The organism is Mycolicibacterium fluoranthenivorans, assembly GCF_011758805.1.
In the GTDB taxonomy this organism is placed as follows: domain Bacteria; phylum Actinomycetota; class Actinomycetes; order Mycobacteriales; family Mycobacteriaceae; genus Mycobacterium; species Mycobacterium fluoranthenivorans.
The window spans coordinates 1,416,408-1,432,839 of sequence record NZ_JAANOW010000001.1 but is presented as its reverse complement, the minus strand read 5'-3'; the positions used below and the strand labels follow the sequence as shown (position 1 = coordinate 1,432,839).

11 protein-coding genes and 1 pseudogene are annotated in these 16,432 nt (G+C 67.9%); 10 read left to right on the top strand and 2 right to left on the bottom strand.

All coding sequences use genetic code 11. The features are described 5' to 3' along the window. The first annotated feature begins 65 nt into the window (after nucleotides 1-65). Both eccD and mycP read left to right on the top strand, forming a co-directional pair. Entirely contained in the window at nucleotides 66-1,385 is a 1,320-nt protein-coding gene (eccD, locus tag FHU31_RS07090) for a type VII secretion integral membrane protein EccD (protein ID WP_167156978.1), read from the top strand. Then, complete coding sequence (gene mycP / locus FHU31_RS07085; protein ID WP_308206769.1) at nucleotides 1,382-2,740, top strand: type VII secretion-associated serine protease mycosin; 1,359 nt, start codon at nucleotides 1,382-1,384, stop codon at nucleotides 2,738-2,740. Before eccD ends, mycP begins: the two co-directional genes overlap by 4 nt. On the opposite strand, the gene eccB is transcribed toward mycP, so the two are convergent. Continuing rightward, nucleotides 2,669-4,051, bottom strand: coding sequence for a type VII secretion protein EccB (gene eccB, locus FHU31_RS07080; protein WP_167156974.1), 1,383 nt, complete (start codon nucleotides 4,049-4,051; stop codon nucleotides 2,669-2,671). The genes mycP and eccB overlap by 72 nt on opposite strands. A 298-nt stretch (nucleotides 4,052-4,349) precedes the next feature. Here eccB and FHU31_RS07075 point away from each other — a divergent pair, with 298 nt between their 5' ends. The 8 genes and pseudogenes from FHU31_RS07075 to FHU31_RS07040 all read left to right on the top strand — a co-directional run bounded on the left by FHU31_RS07075 (nucleotide 4,350) and on the right by FHU31_RS07040 (nucleotide 15,840). After that, nucleotides 4,350-8,648 carry an AAA family ATPase gene (locus tag FHU31_RS07075; RefSeq protein ID WP_167160731.1) on the top strand — a complete coding sequence of 1,433 codons (4,299 nt, stop codon included), beginning with the start codon at nucleotides 4,350-4,352 and terminating at the stop codon, nucleotides 8,646-8,648. Between the two features lie 69 nt (nucleotides 8,649-8,717). Continuing rightward, nucleotides 8,718-9,494 (top strand): hypothetical protein, encoded by a 777-nt coding sequence (locus FHU31_RS07070; protein ID WP_167156972.1) that lies wholly within the window; start codon nucleotides 8,718-8,720, stop codon nucleotides 9,492-9,494. After that, a complete protein-coding gene (locus FHU31_RS07065) occupies nucleotides 9,494-10,678 on the top strand; it encodes a polyprenyl synthetase family protein (protein WP_167156971.1) in 1,185 nt (394 codons plus the stop codon). Before FHU31_RS07070 ends, FHU31_RS07065 begins: the two co-directional genes overlap by 1 nt. Next, nucleotides 10,675-11,133, top strand: a complete 459-nt coding sequence (locus FHU31_RS07060; protein ID WP_167156969.1) for a hypothetical protein — start codon at nucleotides 10,675-10,677, stop codon at nucleotides 11,131-11,133. The genes FHU31_RS07065 and FHU31_RS07060 overlap by 4 nt, the downstream gene beginning before the upstream one ends. Further along, complete coding sequence (locus FHU31_RS07055; RefSeq protein ID WP_167156967.1) at nucleotides 11,130-11,408, top strand: hypothetical protein; 279 nt, start codon at nucleotides 11,130-11,132, stop codon at nucleotides 11,406-11,408. Before FHU31_RS07060 ends, FHU31_RS07055 begins: the two co-directional genes overlap by 4 nt. Continuing rightward, the gene (locus tag FHU31_RS07050; protein ID WP_167156965.1) at nucleotides 11,405-12,427 is read left to right on the top strand and encodes a hypothetical protein; all 1,023 of its coding nucleotides are present in this window, start codon (nucleotides 11,405-11,407) and stop codon (nucleotides 12,425-12,427) included. Before FHU31_RS07055 ends, FHU31_RS07050 begins: the two co-directional genes overlap by 4 nt. Beyond that, entirely contained in the window at nucleotides 12,420-12,824 is a 405-nt protein-coding gene (locus FHU31_RS07045) for an SCP-2 sterol transfer family protein (protein ID WP_167156962.1), read from the top strand. Before FHU31_RS07050 ends, FHU31_RS07045 begins: the two co-directional genes overlap by 8 nt. Then, nucleotides 12,821-15,840, top strand: a pseudogene (locus FHU31_RS07040) (FAD-dependent oxidoreductase). The gene FHU31_RS07045 and the pseudogene FHU31_RS07040 overlap by 4 nt, the downstream one beginning before the upstream one ends. Here FHU31_RS07040 and FHU31_RS07035 read toward each other — a convergent pair. Next, entirely contained in the window at nucleotides 15,807-16,364 is a 558-nt protein-coding gene (locus FHU31_RS07035; RefSeq protein WP_090359746.1) for a CGNR zinc finger domain-containing protein, read from the bottom strand. The pseudogene FHU31_RS07040 and the gene FHU31_RS07035 sit on opposite strands and share 34 nt — an antisense overlap. Nucleotides 16,365-16,432 lie beyond the last annotated feature (68 nt).

Here is a 16,432-nt window from a genome sequence, read left to right as displayed (position 1 = left end):
CCGGTCGGTTCCACCCGATATTGGTGCGTCACCGCCGATCTCCGGGTGGCTACCGTGGAAGCAGCGTGAGGGGGTTCGCTGCGGTGGAGGATTCGCTGTGCCGGGTGGCGGTCGCATGGTCGGGCGAGATGACCGATCTGGTCCTGCCGAGATGTGTACCGCTGGCGGCATTGTTGCCCGAGGTCGTCGATCTCGTGGCCGGTTCCGGTGTGCGCACCGAGAACGCCCGCACCTGGCGGCTGCACCGGGTGCCCGAGGGGCCGCTCGATGAGTCGATGACCTTGCAGGAGTGCGGTATTCAGGACGGCGATATCCTGACCATGTCAGGTGTCTCCGCGCCGGCGTTCCTGCCCTCCACACGCGGCGATTTCCGCACCGTGATCTCGGCCGGGGCGCCTCGACACGAGGCTCGGGCACCCGAGGCGTGGGCGTGGTGCGTCACGATCGCCGTCGCCACCCTGATATACACGCTGACGGGGAACGGCCATCCGGCAGCGGCGGCGGCCGTCGCCGCGTTCGTCGTCGGCCTGTCCGCCGTGGTCGCCCGTCGCGCACCCGGTGCACGCACCGCAGCGTGCACGGTCGCGGTCGTGTTCAGCGCAGCCGCAGGCCATCTCGCCACCGGAGCGGCACTACACGCCCCCGGAGTGCTGTTGGGATCCGCCGCCGCCGCGTTGACCTCGGTCGTACTCGGACGGCTGAGCGCCTGCGCTACCGCGCTTCTCACCGCGTACGCCACGTACGCGTCCCTGCTGGCGGTGGCGACCGCCCTCGCCGTGATCACCCCGGTCGGGGTCATCGTCATTGCCGCCATCCTGGTGCTCACCGCGCTGGCCGGCGTGGGTACCGCGGCCCGGTTGACGATCGCGCTTACGGGTTTGGCGCCGGTGATCCCCGGTCATGGCGATTCGCGCATCACCGATCGACGTGCCGGGTACGCCGGCGAGGTGCTGGCCGGCATCGTGTCAGGTGGCGCCGCCGCAGCCGCGACGGGTTCTGTCCTGATGGCGGTGGGCTGCGCCCGGGCCGGCACGGTACCGACGGCGGGGCCGATACTGGTCGCCGTGGTGGCCGGCGCGCTGCTTCTGCGGTCGCGACTGTACGCCGAAAGCTCGTGCCGGATCGCCCTGGTAACAGGTGGATTGATCAGTGCCACAGCGGCTTCCGCGACACTGCTGATGGCGGTTCCGGCTCAGGCCGGTTGGATCGCGGTGACGACGGTAGGGGTGACCGGCGGGTTGTACGCGCAGCGCCACACCTTCGGCCCGGTGTGGCTCCGCGGCGTCGATGTGCTGGAACACGCCCTGTTGGTTGCCGCCGTCCCGTTGGCCGGATGGGCCGCCGGAGTCTTCGGTATCGCGCGGCATATGGATCTGCCGTGGTGACGCGCGTGACGCGGCCGATTGCCGCGGCTGCGCTTGTCATTGCATCGCTGAGCTCGGCCCCGCCGGCGAACGCGGTCGGTCCGCCGACGGTGGACGGTACGTTGCTGCCTGCCCCGGGCCCGGCAGCAGCCCCCTACCGAACAGAGCAATTCAAGGCATGCGCCACGACCAGCGGGGCCGCCGCGTCCCGTCGAGTCCCGGCCCGGCCCGATCTGCGAGCGGCGTGGGCCGTGACCCGGGGAGCCGGTCAGACGGTGGCCGTCATCGACACCGGGGTCGCGCGCCATCGGCTCCTGCCCCGCCTGATACCCGGCGGGGACTTCGTCTCCACCGGTGACGGGACGCAGGACTGCGACGGGCACGGAACCATCGTCGCCGGCCTCATCGGTTCGGCACCCGACGAGGAGTCCGGATTCAGTGGGGTCGCGCCTGAAGCGACGATTCTCGGTATCCGGCAGACCAGCAGCCGATTCCGTGAAGTCGGCGGAGCTGAGGGCGTCGGCGACGTCGACACCCTGGCGGCATCGGTACGTCTGGCGGCGGACCTCGGTGCGACGGTCATCAACATCTCCACCGTGGCCTGTGTCGCGGCTGGTGAGGCCCTCGACGATCGGGTACTCGGGGCCGCCCTGGCCTACGCGGTGGAGGTGAAGAACGCGGTGGTGGTGGCGGCCGCGGGCAACGTGGGCGGACATGGCAGCTGTCCGAAGCAGAATCCGACATCCGGGAGCGTCCCGGACTGGGAGCGCGTGGAGGTCGTGGCAAGCCCGTGCTGGTACGACGAGTACGTGCTGACCGTCGGGTCGGCACGCACCGACGGTATGCCGTCGGAGTTCACGCTGGGCGGCCCCTGGGTGGATGTGGCCGCGCCCGCCGAAGCGGTGGTGTCACTGAGCCCGTCTGGCGAAGGCCTGGTGGACCAGGCTCCCGATGACGCTGCACCGCAGATGATTTCCGGAACCAGCTATGCCGCACCGATCGTCGCGGGGATTGTGGCGCTGCTGCGGTCGGCCATGCCGAACCCGACCGCACGCCAGACGATGAAGCGGATCGAGGACACCGCGCTCACCCCGGGATCCGGATGGAATCCGTTTGTCGGGAAGGGAATCGTCGATGTGGTGGGCGCACTCGACGGTGTCGTACCCGATATCTCGGGTGCCTCCCCCGCCGTGCGCGCAGTACCACCGGCGGTCGAGCGCCCTTCCTCGGGTACCGGCCGGCGGGCGCTCGTGGGCGCAGCACTGTGTATGACCGCCGCCGCGGTGTTGATCTCGTCGGCGCGTCTACGCCGGCGGCGTGATCCCGTCACGTTGGACGGACGCAGCGGCACTGCTGAGCGCTGGTCCCCGCGGTAGCGCGGCGAGGATCGGCCACGGCCCGCTGCCAGGTGTGCCGGGCAATCCCAGACTCTGCGCGGTCTCCGGGCTCTCGAGTCCGTACGCCACACCCGCCTGGTCGACGAGGAACAGCGGTCCGGTCGCCGCGCCCGCCCCCGCTGCGCCGGTCGCGTGCACGTACGCGCCATCCGGGATCGCGACGGCATCGATGTGCGGGCCGTCCCCGTCGGCTTGGGCCAAGGCGATCGTCGGAAATTGCGTCGACGGGGACTTGTCGACCATCACGGTGACATCCGGCGCGGCACCCGTGCCCGAGGGCACCCAGCGCACACACACCTGCCCCGCGAGGTCACGTCCGGCCGGTGTCGCGCCGCTGCGCGGGAGATACCGCAGCGGCAATGCCTCGACCACGGGGATCTCGGCGATCCGATCCGCGGGAACGTCTCGAACCGGTTCGCCTTGTACGACGGCGAATCGGATGAGATCGGCCGCCACCGGTCCGATCCGCTGTATCCCGGATGTGAGTACGACGTAATGGTCGGGTGCGGCGTCGGTGCGGCGCACCTGAAGTACCGAGCCCACCCGGCTCCCGGGCAGGCGCGACGGACCGGGTCCGCCGAGCCCCTCGATGACGGGTACACCGATGGCGGCGATCTCGGGCACCAGATTCAGCATCGTTCGCGAGATCGTCAGTGGCTCAACATTGTCGAGGCGCAAAGCCCTCGTCACGGCCCGGTCCCGCAGGTCGACTTGTGCTCGCCGGCCGTCGAAGAGCAGGTAGACGGTGGCCGCGCCCTCACCGGCCGGGCGGACGAGCAGCGGCGGCGCGCTCTCGGCGCCCTGGGTCTCGCCCACGAACACCGTGGTCGCATCGCCGTCGCACACCGTCCACGTCACTGCCGCCGAAGGCTCGGTGGGCAACGCCGCCGGTGCCCCGGGGATACCCATCAGGGGACCGCGTTGGGCCACCGAGATGCTCGCGGCGCTGACAAGTGCCGGCGTCGCGGGCGTGCGGGCGATCAACCGGGCCGACGCCAGATTCATTGCCGGATGGAGCGTGTCGCCCACCCGCACATAGATCGCCCCTGACTCGCGAGCCATCACGATCGGCGCATCGCCGATGGTGCCGCGCGGCCTGATCACGGCCAACGCGACGCACACGCCCATGACCACGACGGTCAGCACCGCACCCGCCGCAAGAGCCAGCGAGTGCGCCCGGATCGGGTCGCCGAGCATGCGGGTGTCGCGGCACGCCAGTGCGTATTCCATTCGCCGCAAAAGGAAGCGGTGGCCGCTGGCCTGTAGTTTGGTGGTCGCGTTCCGGTCCATGTGTCCCCGGTTTCGAGCCTAAGGGCATTCCGGCGACGGGTAGCACGCCAGTTTTGTTGCGTTATCAACTAACCGTGGCATGGCGCAGCAACCTGTTGCCGGACCGTTCAGCAAATCTCCCGCATGATGGGAACGCGTCAGCGCGAACCTCGGCCGCACGAACCCCGTCGTCGTGATCAACTCTCGAACCGCAGGAAAACGCTAAGCTGTCGCATTGCGAACGCGCAGGCGAACACCGTCGACAGCGCTGGGGAGGAGCCGGCACGAGAATGGAACCGGTTCGACGGTGACAACCCCGGTGCTTGATTTCGACGGACGGGTGGTCGACCGGCGGCAGGAGATGATCGACCTGCTCACCGCCGTCGAATCGGCCGGGCGCGCCGACGGCGTATGCGTCCTGATCAGCGGTGTGCCCGGAGTCGGCAAGTCGACCCTGGTCCAAGCCTTCGGCGCCGAGATATCCGAGCGCAACTGCGTCTTCGCCTACGGACGATGCCGCGATGGGGCGCCCGCGCCGTATGCCGCCCTGGGCGAGGCCCTCGGTGCACTCGTGCGCACCATGGAATCCACCCCCGCCGCCGAACGCCAGCACTGGCGATCCGCCCTGATCAGTGGGACTCAGCCACTCGCGGTGGTACTCGAGGAACTCGTTCCCCAGTTGGCCCACCTCCATGCGCCGGCGGAAGACGTCCCGATGGTGCATGCGGCCGACGCCCGTCGACGGCTGCACCGAGCCGTCATCCAACTGCTCTCCGAAACCGCCGCGTTCCGGCCAGTCGTCCTCGCGATCGACGACCTGCAGTGGGCGGACCGTGATTCGCTCATGTTCCTGTCCGAGCTGCTGACGGTGTCGTTGCGCAACGTGCTGGTGGTCGGCGCCCATCGCGCCGGCGAGTTCGACCCGGCCGGCGCGGGTCTGACGACGTCGACGATCCAGCGTATCGACCTCGAACCGCTCTCCCGGCTCGATGTCGAAGAGTTGCTCGCCGGAGTGAGCGGCCACAGCGTCGAGCTCGGTGACGTCGCCGCCGAGTTTCATCACCGGACCGAGGGCAACCCGCTTCAGGTCCGCCAGCTGCTGTACCGCGCGCAGCAAGCCGGCGCGCTCATTCCCGCCGGCCCGGACGGTCAGCCCAGATGGGATCTTCGCGTTCTGAGTTCCATCGAGATCTCGGCGTCGGCGGCCGAATTCCTCGGCCGTTACCTCGACCAGCTCCGCCCTGCCGACCGTGCGGTGCTGAGGTCGCTGACCTGTATCGGCGGCGAGTTCGACCTCGACGACGCCACCGCGGCCGCCGGTGCACCCGCAGACGTGGTGGCCCACGCCCTCTGGTCAGCGCTCGAACTGCGGTTGATCGAAGCCCTGGACAATCACGGACGACGCATCGCCAACTCCATCAGCCACCAGGCTCGCTACCGTTTCAGCCACGACCGGGTGACCGAGTCGGCGTGCGAGGGGCTCTCGGCCGAGACACAGCGCAACGTCCACCTTCGCATCGGCCGGCGGTTGGTGGCACTCGGCGACGACCGGCTGTTCGAAGCGGCACGCCACGTCAGCCTGGGCGGCGGGGAGACCGTCGAGCCCGCGGAGCGTCTGCACTTCGTCGAGGTACTGCACCGCGCCGCACGCAAGGCCAGGGCCCAGGCCTCGTTCCCGCTGTGCCTGGACTATTGCCGCAATGCACTCAGCCTCCTGGGTGCGCAACGCTGGTCGTCGGATTTCGACCTGACCCTGGAACTGCAGCTCGACGCGGCGGAGGCGGCCTTACTCATCGGTGACGTGCCGGCGTTGCACGGGTTACTCGACGAGGCCGAAGGGGTGCTGCGCGATCCCGCCGATCGGGCGCGGCTTGCCTACCTGCGCCTCAAAGGCCGGATAGCGCAGAACCGGCTCCAGGACGCCTTGGCCATCGGGTTGCGCGCGCTCGAGGAGCTCGGCGAGCCGCTGCCGCCGGACGCCGGCACGCCCCGAATCCTCAATGCGCTGGGCCGGATGAAACTGACGGCGCGCCGTTGGGGCACCGAGCAATTGCTGGAATTGCCGGCGTGCGAAGACCGACGGGTCATCGAAGCGCAGCGCATCCTCGCCGAGATGCGCAGCATGTCCTACATCGCGCGCCCCAATCTGTTCCCGTTGATCATCCGCAAACAACTCACCCTCAGCCTGGCGCACGGTCACACACCGTCGTCCCCGCTGGTGCTGGTGAGCTACGGAGTGCTGCTCGTGATCTCGGGCGACCGCGCCGGTGCCCAGCGCTTCGGTGAGGTCGCTCTTGCGCTGACCGAACGGGCCGGTTTCCGGGAGGCGCGGCCGGAGACGCTGTTCCTCTATCTGAACTTCATCCGGCACTGGCGCCACCCGGTGCGCGACGGTCTGGTGCAGATCCGCGAGGCGATCACGGCCGCCCTCAACCAGGGTGATCAGGAATACGCCGGATTCCTGGTCACCGTGCTGATCTCCCAGTCGTTCTGGGCGGGCAGTCCACTGTCCGAGATCGACGCGCTGGCCCGGTCGCTGATCCCACAGATCCGTTCCCAACCCGTACCCAGCACCCTGAGCCAAGCCCTCCATCAACTCTGCCTCAACCTGCTGGGACGCAGCGAGGATCCCATGCTCGTCGCCGGCGAGAGCGGCTATGACGAACGCGAGATCGTGCCCGCGGCGCGCCGCGAAGGTGACGAGGTGACGTTGAGTGTCGCGGCCGACGTCACCCAGGGCCTCCATTTCTGGAGTGGCGATTACGCCGGCGCGGTCAGCGTGACCGATGAGGTGATGCAGCATCTGGCCGGGACCACGGGCACCACCGGACTTCAGCTCGTCCACATGGTGAGCGCCCTGAGCCACATTCATGCCGCACCGAACGACCGTGCCACGAAGAAGGCCGTGCGCGACTCGCTGTCGCTGCACCGGAAATGGGCGGCCGGGGCGCCCGCCAACTACGCGGCGCCGTGCGCGCTCGTGGAAGGGTCATGGGCACGGGCCCGTCGGCGCTACCTCGAGGCAGAGCAGTTCCTGGACAAGGCGATCGAACTCGCCGAAGAACATCAGCTGCCGCTGATCGCCGCGCTCGCGCACGAGGAGGCGGCCACCCTGTATGCCGACACCGGCCGGACCCGGCTCCACGAGCACATGCTGCGGACCGCCTACCAACGATGGCTGGCATTGGGGTTCGTGTTGCGCACCGACCGGCTGGCCCGCCAGCACCCCTGGCTGCTCAGCCGTGAACTCGTGCAACCCGGCTCGGGCGGAATCGATCCCGTGGGCGCGCATCACCTGGTGCGCACGCTCGCGGCCGCGCGAACCCCGGACAGCCTGGCCAAGCTGGCCCTCGGCGCCGCCGCGGACATGACCGGCGCAGAACGGGTGCTGTGTCTCACCGGTCAACCGGACCAGCTGACCGTCCGCGCGGTCCACCAGGCCGGTGTCACCACCACCATCGAAGGGCCTTGGACAGCGGTACCCTACGACAGTTCCGTGGTGGCGCGCGTGGTGGAAACCGGTGCCCCGGTGACCCTGGTGTCGGATACGTCGGTCTTCGCCGCTCCGATCCGGTTGCAGGACAGGATCATCGGGGTGCTCTATGCCGAGCGGACCGTCCCGGGTCAGCGTTTCTCGGCTCAGGATGAAGAAGCGATGACCTTCCTCTGCGCGCAGGCGGCGGCGCCACTGTGGAACTTTCAGCTCGAAGCTCAACTGCGGGCTGCCGACGAACATCGCCTGTCCCTCATGGATGTTCAGTCCAAGTTCGTCCCCAACGAGCTGTTGCGCATGCTCGATATCGACGATGTCCGCCGGGTACGCAGCGGCTACCGCGTCGAACGGCAGATGACGGTGCTCGTCACCGACATCAGGGGATACACCACCCTGCTGGAGGACATGGACGTCATGGAGGCCAACAACCTGGCCACCGGCTTCCTGCGCGCTGTGGAACTGCCGATCGTGGCCTGTAACGGCATGATCCAGGATATGCGCGGCGACGAGGTCCTCGCCGTGTTCGAGGGGGCGCCCGACAATGCCGTCCGGGCCGGGCTCGGCATGCTGCGCTCACTGCGCGAGCACAACGTCGAGCGCCTGGCGCACGGCTCCGAAGAGCTGCGGGTGGGGATCGGGATCAACTCCGGGGTCGTGGGACTGGGCTTGGTGGGCGGCGTCAACCGCATGGTGCTGAGCACTGTCGGCGATGCGGTCAACCTGGCGGCGCGTATCGAGGGCACCAACAAGCGCTACGACTCGGCCATCCTCATCTCCGACGCCACCTACGCGCAGCTCGCCGATCCGGCCCAGTTCTTGATCCGCAGGATGGAGCGGGTGATGGTGGTGAATCGCCGCCAGCCGGTGACCCTTTACGAGGTCTACAACGAGGATCCGGAAGTCCTTCGCTTTGCCAAGATCTCGGCGCAGCCGGCGTTCGACGAGGCCTTCGCCCTGTTCTACGACGGCGACGTGGTGGCCGCACGGGCAGCCTTCGAGCGATGCCGGCAGTTGTTGCCCGACGATCCCGTCGCCACCCTGCACATCGCACACTGCGATGCGGTCACGCGGGGAGAACTGTCCCCAGGTCAAGAGGTCGCGCTGCACCAAAAGTACGCCGATTGACTGACACCGACTCGCGTACGGGGGGCGGGTGGGTCTGCGATGATTTGAGCCGAACCTGAGGGGGTCGGCATGTACCTGAGTGCAGAGCGCGTCGCCATCGTCACTCGCACGATTCAGGAGACGTTCGAGCAGACCTGCGTCGCCTGGCAGGCCATTCCGCATTGGGATACCGGTGATCCGGGTCAGACCGAGGTGTCCGATGAGAACTACGGGGTGGTGCCGATCCAGGGCGTACCGCAAGATGTGTCGGCTTCGGTCGCCGAACTGATCGCGCCGACCCCGGATTCGCTGCTCACGAAGATCAATGCGGCGACCGTCGCCCTTGCGGCATCCGTCGACGATGTCGTGTTTCCGGCCTTGCGCGCAGCAGCGCTCGGCCCCAACACGTTCAACTTGACCGCGAGCACCACCGACGCCATCCTCAGCGCCGTCATCGACTGCCGCGGGGCGGTGGAGAAGGGCGGATACCGTTCCCCTTCGTGCTGGATCACCAATACCGATGGGATCAAAGGGCTCTACCAATTGGTGAACAGCTATACCTCGCCGAGTGACACCATCCTCTACGCCGGCAACATCAACTCCGTTCACCGCGTGGAGAAGCTGGAGACAGCTGTCGGCACGCCCCCGGCCAACGGCATCGTTCTGGGCCGCCGCCAGCGGATTGCCCCCGGCCAGGCATCGGGGGCCTCACCGGGTGAGGAACCGGTGGACCTCGCCATCAGTGTCCCGCCCAGCTTCGAGATCGTCGGCGAGTCGGCGGCCAACCTGATCAAGCTGAGGGTGCGCATCCGGTACGCGGTCCGGGTGAAGGTACCCGCAGGAATAGCCCTCATCACCGGTCCCTAATGACGCCGTCCTCACCCGGGACGCTTTCCCGCCCGGCGTCACCCGATCAACTTGAGCAGTACCTCGCCCACTGCAAGGAGATCTGCGACGGCGAGATCGACCGGCTCTACGGATCGGGTCGGCAGGGGGCGGGCAGCCTGCACGAGCTGATCCTGGACTACCCACTGCGCGGTGGGAAAGCGCTGCGACCCGCACTGAGCATCGCGATCTGCCTGGGTCTGGGCGGACACCTCGACGCCGTGCTACCCACCGCCGCCACGTTGGAGCTCTACCACAACGCCTTCCTCATCCACGACGATATCGAGGATGAATCCTGGTGGCGCCGTGGCAAACCCACCCTGCACATCGACCACGGCATCCCGATCGCCGTCAACGTCGGCGACGCGATGCTCTCCCTCACCCTGCAGCCGTTGCTGGACAACGTCGAACGCGTGGGACTCGGGCCGGCACTGCGCATCCTGCGCGCCGTCGCCCACATGACCCGGCAGACCGTCGACGGCCAGGCGATCGAACTCGAGTGGGTCAAATCCAACGCCTGGCAACTCGACGACGCGGACTACCTGAAAATGGTCGAGCTCAAGACGAGTTGGTACTCGTTCATCACTCCACTACAGGCCGGCGCACTTGCCGCCGGCGCCGACCTCAGCCAACTCCCCCCGCTGGAGGCCCTCGGTCGACACATCGGGGCGGCCTTCCAGATCACCGATGACCTGCTGAATCTGCGGGCCGATCCGGAGGACTACGGCAAAGAGATCGGCGGCGACCTGTGGGAGGGCAAGCGAACCCTGATGCTGCTGCACGCCCTTCGATGCGCCACACCGGAGGAACGCGACCACGCCGTCGAGATCCTGGGCAGACGCCGACCCGGCGCAGACGGTGAACTCGGCCTCACCGACCTGCTGGAACGGCTCACCGCACGCGGCGACCTGTCCCACAGCGGACGCACTGAGATCGTCACTTTCCTTGCCGGACAGCACCATTCGGAATCGAAGAAGCTCGATGACATCCGCTGGCTGTTCGACCTGATGCAGCGCATGGGGTCGCTCAACCATGCCCGAGATCTCGCCGCGCGGCATGCCCGGGAAGCTGCCGCCGTCCTCGCGGATCTCGATTGGCTGCCCCCGAGCCAGCACCGCGACATGCTCACCGGCCTGGTCGACTACGTGCACGGGCGAACCCGATGAACCCCGAGATGCTGATCGGCATGCTGGCCGAGCTGGAACGCATCAGGGAAGCCACCCTTGATCTCGTCGAGCGCAATGCGCCACAGTTGCTGCCCGCCCCCGCCGACGATGCCGACGGCACCGAACGCGCTGCATTCGACCTGCTGCTCGGGGCCCGCCGCGCGGTGCTCGGCAATCCCGTGGCCGCCCGCGGCGTGCACGACATGCTGATCGCGGAAGGCGCGCGCTACGCGCAGACACCCGCCGGGGCCCAGTTGCGTGACGCGCTGGCGGGATCGCCCGCCGTCGAGAATCTCCGCCGCATCTGGGAAACGTTGAGCCTCAACGTGCTCGACGGCCCCGCCGAACCCCACGCAGCCCCGACCGCATGGTCGGAGTTGCTGGCCGACGCCCTCGTCGGCCACGGACTGAACGACACCATACTGGCCCGGCTACGCCCGGAGGGTTTCGCATGACGATCACGGACCCGCAACCGGCCCTCGCCGAGCAGAGCAGCTTCATCGGCTACCTGGTGGGCCTGGCCGGACTGGGGCAGCTGGTGCGGTCGTTGGCCGTACCGGGCTGCGCCGGCCCGCATCCCGGCCCGCACCCGGAGGATGACTTCGTACACCTGTTACTCGGGCTGGCCAGTATCGGCACTGCCGTCGAGAGGCTGGCCGGGCCGGCACCCGACGTACCGCCGGTGAGCGGAGCAACTTCTCTTCCGGACTCCGGGCGGTGGTTGCGATGACAGCATCACTGGCGGCCAGCGACTTCATGCGGACACCGATGCTCGGTACCGCCGAACCGGAGGGCTTCAAAGAGTGGCACCACTTCGTGGTGCACGCCCGAGGTCTCCGTCTTCTCATCAACTTCAGTCTGAACAGCGAGACGGCCCCGGACGGACGATTCCGGCCGGCGCCCCGGGTGATCGTCATCGCGCACGACTCCGAATGGCGTGGCGAGGTGGCGCGATTCGACGCAACGGATGTGGACATCTCGGCGTGCCTCGGCGATCTGACCATCGGCGGCAATCGCATGCAGGTGCTACCCGACGGTTACCTGGTGACGGTCGACCTTCCGGCCCAGGGCATTCGCGGTGAACTGCAGTTCGTCTCGGTGAGCCGGCCGTTCGTCGTGAACAACCAACCGATCGGGTCGGGCCGGATGAACTGGCTGTTCGTGCCGCGACTGCACGCCACCGGCTGGCTGACCATCGACGGCCACGAACACCGGTTCGACAACGACGTGTCCTACCACGACCACAACTGGGGCCGGTTCTGGTGGGGAGACGACTTCGGCTGGGAGTGGGGCACGGTGCTTCCGCACGACTCCGGTGACCCGTGGTCCCTGGTCTATCTGCGCATGACCGACAAACGGCGGCTGCGTTACCTGTCCCAGGCGCTGTACGTGTGGCACCGAGATGAACCGGCAGCCATCTTCCGGCACGCGTCGGTGCAGGTGCGGACATCCGGGCTCCTCGGCCGGCCCGCCGACTGCACCCTGCCGCCACCGATGCGACTGCTGCTGGACGGTGAAGTCCCCGGTGTGCCCGCGAGAATCGAGGTCACCGCGGCCCGCTGCGCCGACTCGGTGCGTGCCGAATTCCTCCCGCAGTCCTACGCGCGGCTGGCGCAGCCCAGTGAGCTGGCGCTGGACGGGACGACCGTCCTGTGCGAGTCCAGCGGGACCGCCCGGATGACAGGCACGATCAACGGCGAGACCATCGACTTCATCGGCACCGGTGTATTCGAGTTCCTCTATGGCTGAGAAGGTTTCGTCGCTGCTACGGATGTCGGTCGCCCATCTTGCCGATGAGGTGCCCGACAGCTACCGCCTGGTCCTTCGCACACTCGGCCCGCTGGTGGTCGACCTCGACGTGGACGGTGAGCGCTTCGCGCTGCGCGGCGGACACCGCCTTGAGGTGTCCACCGGGCACGTCGAGAACGCCGGCGCGCGCGTCGTCACCTCCCGGACCGGGATCCTCGACATTCTCGACGCCGCGATCAGCCTCGACCACGCCGTGGAAAGCGGGGTGCTGCAGGTCTGCGGCTCCCTCGAGGACATCCTGCGGGCACACGACACCATGCGCGCCTACGTCCACGCCGCGGTGCGCGCTCCCTCGCAACCGGCGCTCCTGTCCGCACTCCGGGCGGACGCGTCATGACCACGCCGATCATCCCTCCGGCCGCCTGCCGGCGGCGCCCGACCGTGGCGGTCCTGGGTGCGGGCATCGCGGGCCTCAGCGCGGCACACGAACTGGCCGAGCGTGGTTTCGACGTCACCGTCTACGAGCCACGAATCGACGAGCGTGCCGAACCGGGAAACGGCCATCCGGCGGTCAAGCTCGGTGGCCTGGCGGCGTCGCAGTACGCGAAGGCGGGATCCCACAACGGAACTCATGCCGAACTTCGGCCCTTTCCCGGAAGGCGGGGCCAACCGACGGTTCCCGGTCGGGCCGTCGCCGGGGAGCACGGATTCCGTTTCTTCCCGGCCTATTACCTGCACACTTGGGATCTCTTCAACCGCATCCCGATCTATCAGCACACGGCATCGGCGACCGGCATTCAGCGCTGGACGACGACGTCGCGCACCGTGTGGGACAACGTCCGGCGGGTGGTGACCCAGGGCACGACCGTGAACGGCAAACCGTCGTTGGTGTTCCCGCGCGAAGCGCCCCGCAGCCTCGCCGAATTCATCAGTACCGCCGGACAACTCACCGAGTTTGGCTTCACCGCGACCGATGTGCAGACCTTCGTCGGCAGGCTGTTGCGCTATCTGGTCACCAGCCCGTTGCGACGCGCGACCGAACTGGAGAACCTCTCTGCTTACGACTACTTCGTCGGCCGGCAGCCCGACGGCACCCGACGATTCTCCTACACCCCGCGTTTCGACGCCCTCCTGCTCGAGATGCCCAGAGTGCTGGCCGCATTCGATTCACGATGGGGTGACGCCCGCACCAACCTCACGACCTACCTGCAGCTACAGCTGCAGATGGACAGGCGGGACAACAAGGCAGACGGGGTGCTCAACGGACCGACCACCGAATCGTGGTTCGACCATTGGTATCGCCATCTGACCCAGATCGGCGTGCGCTTCGTGCGCGCCTCGGCCGAATGCATCGATCCACCGGTGGTGGATGCGCGGCAACCGCCGCATCTGCGCCCCCGGGTCCGGGTCACGTTCGCCGACGGAACCCGCGTCGCCCCGGACTACACCGTCGTCGCGGTCGATGCCCCGTCCGCCGAGAGGATCACGATGGCGCTGCGCGCGGCCGGCACCGGGGGCACGGTGGCCGACCTCGACGGGTTCACGACCTCTGCCCCGCCGCCGGACGGTCCGTTGCAGCCCGACGCCACCCGCTCGGGGGCACGGCGCGATCCCTACGCGATGGACTTGATGGGCCGGGTGCCGTGGGATCGATTCCAGACCCTGTCGGGCGTGCAGTACTACTTCGACACCGAGTTCCAATTGCTCCGGGGACACATGTACTACTCGGGTACCGAATGGGCGCTGTCGTCGATCAACCAGCACGGCATGTGGGAGAAGCGACCCAACCTGGCCGATGACGGTTACGTGTCGGTGCTTTCGGTCGACATCGGCGATTTCAACACGCCGTCAAGGCATCTGGTGGACGCGACAGGCCGGGGCAAGGCGGCCCGCGACTGCACGCCCGACGAACTCGCAGCCGAGGTGTGGCGCCAGATAGTGGCCGCTCTGACCAGCGACGCCCGCTGTTCCCCGGAGGAGATCATGCCGTGGCCGGCGTGGTACACGCTGGACCGAGGGCTGATCACCGCCGCGGACACCGGGCTCATCGTCCGCAACGAGACGCCGTACCTGGTGCCGATCATCGGAGACTGGCCCAATCGTCCCGGCGGCGACCCGTGGAATCCGCATGGGACGTCGTGGACCTACCGGCCCACCCAGGCTCGGTGGCTCGAAGACCTGCACGTGCGCAATGTGTGGCAGGCCCGCCATGGCGGCTTCCAGGTGCATCACAATTCTGTGGTGTTCGCAGGTACCTGGACCAAGACGTTCACCAGGATGACGTCGATGGAGGCGGCCTGCGAGTCGGGACGGCACGCCGTCAACGCGATCCTGGATCACTACTTATGGGTGGGATCGGACGGCACCGACCTGCGGGAGAACACCACGCTCGAGTGGCGGTTCCCCTTCGGGTTTCTGGACCAGGGTTTGTCGAGTCCCATCCGGATGCCCACCCCCGCGGGTGACTACTGCTACGTCTTCGACATCGAGAACCGTGAGCCGGCCGACGCGCGCCCGCTGCGGACTCTCGATTCCGATTTCGCCGCGGAGTCGTTGCCCCATCCGTTGGACGTGCCGACGACACCGTACGAGGGAAGCCAGCCACCGCCTGTCCAGATTACGGAGGCCCACACATGACTGCACCACAGTTCGATCCGAATCTTCTTGCCTACCTGCAGGCTTGGCGGCAGTACCTGGAACAGATGGCGGGTGCGGCGACGACGGGCTTCGGCATACCGCCGACCCCGCAGTGGCCGGTGGCCGCACCCCCGGCGATGCCGCTGCCCCCGGCCTTGCCGCCGATGCCGCCGGCGTCTGCCGGCCCGCCGTCCCACCTGCCCACTCCGGCAACGGATTACACCCAGCAGCTGTTGACCGTCCTGCAGGCGTGGCGGCAGTATCTGGAGCAGTCGGCCGCGCTGGCCACGGTGTCCGCAGATGTCTCACCGAGTGCGGCAGATGAGCAGTACACCAGACCCCGTCCCGATATGGAGCCGGTGCCGCCGCCGAACGGCGGGGGCAGCATGCTGTCTGCGGCGGACATCGCGAGCCCACCCCTTCGGACGGGTTCGGCGTACGCGAGTGAGTCCGGTTCGGGCGGATACGGTGCCCACGGTCCGGTTCCGCCACGATCCCTCTACCGCAACGCCGCCACTGCAGATGCCGGCAATCCCGCTGCCACCACCACGTGGTGGAACCACGGCCGGCCGCCGGCAGGGGCCACGTCGACAGACGCCTCGACGACGACACCACGGCCGAATGCCTCGGCTCCGATGTCCGGCGGATCTCAGCGGGGTGACGGAGCCAAGATCCCGCCGGACGTCGAGTTGGTCGCTCCGTCGGTCCACGGCTCAGCGATGGCACCCCTGAGGCGGCCGGTTCAGCCGTCCTTGTTGCGTTCCCTGGACCGATAAGCCGCCACGTGCTGCCGGTTCCCGCAATTGCCGGTATCGCAGAACATCCGGGACCGGTTGCGTGACACGTCGAACAGCACCGCCTCGCAGTCGGGCGCCGCGCAGATCTTGAGCCGGCGCAGTTCGCCACCTCGGATGAGGTCGGCCAGTGCCATCGCCATCTCGGCACCCATCCGCTGCCACAGCGGGTCATGGATGGATGCCAGGTGCAGATGCCATTCGGGCATCTCCTCATGCCGGGTCAGCCAGGGTGAGGCCTCGGTGTCCGCGAGCAACGCGTTCACCTGACCGACCACGCGCTCCTCGTCATCGGCGACGGTCCAGATCCGCCCGATGCGCTCACGCAGTCGGTGCACGGAATCGAGCTCCGCACCGTCCCGGTCCCGGCGACCGGTCCAGCCGAAGCCGTCCAGGTAGGCGTCCAGCGCAGCGGTGTCACCGAGTTGCTCGCCGTCGACCCGATTGCTGTTGACCAGCACACAGGCAGCCCGCAGTGTGAGCTCTGTGTCATGAGTAAAAATCATTTGACGCATGACTCCCATCCACGCTAGCGTCATGACCAATCCACATTTTACTCATTACAGCTCGGGGG